Here is a 3,311-nt window from a genome sequence, read left to right as displayed (position 1 = left end):
TGGACGCCTTTCTCCGAACAGTAGGTCATGCTTTCCGTATAAGGAAGATCCAAAAACGCCGCCAAGGCGGTAAAGGTGGCCCGGGGATTGGTCTTGCCGTCCTCAAAGCGCACCAGCACGCTGTCCTTGTACAGCCGGTCCTCCGGGTCGATCATGAAGCTGCGGTTCAGGGAACGGTCCATGGCCAGGTCTGAGATGACAGTCTGTTTTCCCTCCTCGTTCTTGAGGAAATTTTTCTTTTCAATCTGCCAGCGGAAGGTGGCGGCGGCGCTGGTGGTAAAGCGGCGCATGGGCGTAAAGGTCTTGATGTATTTAAACGCCTTGAATACACGGGAGCTGCGGATCTTGTCGTACTGGTCGCTCAGGAGAATGGTGCGGTCATCCTCTGCGTGGTCCATGTCATAATCAAGGTGGGCAAAATGGGGCTGGAAAAACAGCGCAGGAGCAATCCGGGCGGCGTTGTCCAGCCCGCCCATATACGCGCTCTGAAGCATAAACAGCGCAACTAAAATGTTTTTATCCGAGCGATTCCCGCTCCAATAGCACTGCTGCACCAGTTCATTCTGAAAGCGGGGCGTATTGCCGGCGGCGCGCTCCTTGTCCGCATTCTCAAACACCTTTTTGGCCTTTTGAATGCTTTCCTCCACATAATCCAGCATAACAGAGGGCAGGCAGATCAGATTGGGGTGATTGTCGAACACCTCATTGAAAAAGTCGCCGCCGTTGTCCGAGGACAGCTGAGTGTGCCAGATCAGCCGGTGGACGTCTGTCACGCCGATGGGCTTCACCGGGTACTGGCTGTAGTCAATCCCATACATCTCCTTGAAGTCGATGGGATAGCGGGAAATTTCCTCATCAAATAAAAAGACAATTTTCTTCTTCCCCAACAGATCACGCACGTTCAGCACCTGCAAATGGGCGCAGAACACCTTCCAGCTGGTATAGTGGAGATACAGATGGTTTTCCCGTCCGATGTCCTCACTGGGGCGCACGTTGTCGTAAAGGTATTCCAGTTCATATTGAGAGTAAACATCCTGGGCCAGGATGGGATTTTCTAAATCTTTGAAGAAATTGCGGCTGATCACCGGGTGGTTGAAGTTTATATATTCGCCGAACTCCTGCTTTTTCAGGTCAAAGGGCAGGTAGCCGTTGTCGTCAAAGGGATAGAAACGGAAGAGCAGCTCCTCAAATTTCGGAAAATCTGTCCGGAACAGGTAGGGGTATTTTTTCAGCGCTGCGCAGTTTTTTTCATACCGAGATTTCAGCAGCTTCACATTGGGCTCGTAAAACGACTGGGTCATGATGTCCAGGCACTCCTCCCGGAACTGCCCCTCATTGTATAGCTGGGCAAACTGGGTATAGGCGATCCGGTAATTTCCGCCCATGCGCAGCAGGTAGACGGCGGCTTCCAGCCGCTCTTCCGGAGACAGCCCGCCCTGGTGCAGGGCCAGGATATAGGCGCTGTTGGCGTCGGAGACGGCGCTGAGCTCCGCGCACCGGCGGGCGATGTCTATGGTGTTCATAGTACGGCTTCCTTTCCGTTTCAAATCATAAAACAGGGGCGGGCTTTCGCCCGCCCCTGTGGTTGGGTTTATGCGGTTTGTGCCAGGAACAAATTACTGGAGGAGCTGGAGGACACCCTGGGGCACCTGGTTGGCCTGGGCCAGCATGGCCTGGGCGGACTGGATGAGGATGTTGTTCTTGGTGTAGGACATCATCTCCTCGGCCACGTCGGTGTCGCGGATGGTGGACTCGGCGTCCTGGATGTTCTCCGTCATGACAGACAGGTTGTTGATGGTGTGATCCAGGCGGTTCTGGGTGGCGCCCAGAGTACCGCGGACATCGGACACCTTGTTGATGGCGGCCTTGATCTTGTCCACAGCCGCCTGGGCGCTGGTCTGGTCAGCAATGCTGATGCTGGCGATGCCCAGGGAGGAGCAGTGCATATCCTGAATGTCAACCTTGAGCTGGTTGAAGCTGTCAGCGGTGTCGCCGATCTGGAGGGTCAGGGACTTGCCGCCGCCGGCGGCCTTGGTGAACTGAACCACGCCGGCGCCGGTCTTGAGGTTCTTCCAGGTGGCGTCAGTCTCACTGCCAGTGGTGCCCTGGAGGTCCCAGGTCTTATAGTCATTCAGAGCGCCGGCCTTCTCGGTCAGGCGGACGGTGCCGTCCGTGCCGATGGTCTGGATGTGGAACTTGTCGTCATTCTGCTGGGACAGCACCTTGGCGGCCTCAGCGGCGATGCCTGCGGAACCTTCTTCAAACTTGCTCAGGTCGATGACGGTGCCGCCGGAACCGCTGCCGTTAGCGCCCACCTTGAAGGTGTAGACGTTGCCGCCAATGGTGATGCTGGCGCCATCCTTGATGTCGGCGTCGTTCAGCTTGAACTCGCCCTGGGCCAGCTTCTCTTTGCTGGCCGCGGCCACCGGCGTAGTCGCGTGGACGGCAAAGTCGTAGCCGTTGTTATTCCCCGTCGCTGAAGCACCGAAAGCCAGGCCAACGCTCAGGTCAGTGCCGTTGAAGGTCTCCACATCGGCCGCGGTGGGGTCGGCGCCAGCCTTGCCGGTACCGGTCAGGGTAAACACGCCGCCAGCTTGAGTGACGTCAAAGTCAAGGCCGCCGATGGTGGCGCTGGTGGCGGTGCCATCAAGTGCGACGAAAGTGAAGTCGCCCGTCGTCAGCGTCGCGGCGGCGTCGCTGGCGGTACGGGCAGCGGCCAGCTCAATTGTGCCCAGGGTCACCCCGGCAACAGTTACGGTCGCAAGGGTGGTATTCGCGGCGATAGCTCCGGCAGCCACGTCGATCTTCAGGTCGCTCATGTCGACTTTATACACACCCTTTGCCGCAGTCTGACCGTTGCCGCGCAGGCCATCGGCCACGGCGGTGACGGTCATGTCAGTGGGGGTGGCATTCCCGCCGCTCGAGCTCATCTCGCCGTTCAGCAGCTTGATGCCGTTGAAGTTGGAGGAGTCGGCGATGCGGTTGATCTCAGAGCGGAGCTGATCCAGCTCCTTCTGCATCTGGGCGCGGTCGGTGGTGTTGTCATAGGTGCCGTTGGCGGACTGGGTGGCCAGCTCTACCATACGGTTGAGCATGTCGTGGACCTCAGTCAGGGCGCCCTCGGCGGTCTGCACCAGGCTGATGCCGTCCTTGGCGTTCTTCTGGGCGGTCTCCAGGCCGGTGATCTGGGCGCGCATCTTCTCAGAAATCGCCAGACCGGCGGCGTCGTCGCCCGCGCGGTTGATCTTGTAGCCGGAGGACAGCTTCTCCAGGTTCTTCTTCATGGCGGAGACGTTGTTGGTGTAGTTGCG

Annotated in this window: 2 protein-coding genes; both read right to left on the bottom strand. The window is 58.3% G+C overall.

Annotated elements, in window-relative coordinates; translation table 11 throughout:
- A partial coding sequence (locus tag D1159_RS18535; RefSeq protein WP_161847070.1) for a hypothetical protein occupies nucleotides 1–1,523 on the bottom strand: 1,523 nt, incomplete at its 3' end.
- Nucleotides 1,524–1,616: 93 nt separating this feature from the next.
- Nucleotides 1,617–3,311: flagellin (locus D1159_RS19310; protein WP_202621167.1), on the bottom strand; the 1,695-nt coding region annotated here is incomplete at its 5' end.

Origin of the sequence: Pseudoflavonifractor sp. 524-17 (genome assembly GCF_009935845.1) — a bacterium.
Classification (GTDB): domain Bacteria; phylum Bacillota; class Clostridia; order Oscillospirales; family Oscillospiraceae; genus Pseudoflavonifractor_A.
This window is presented reverse-complemented; position numbering and strand designations above follow the sequence as displayed.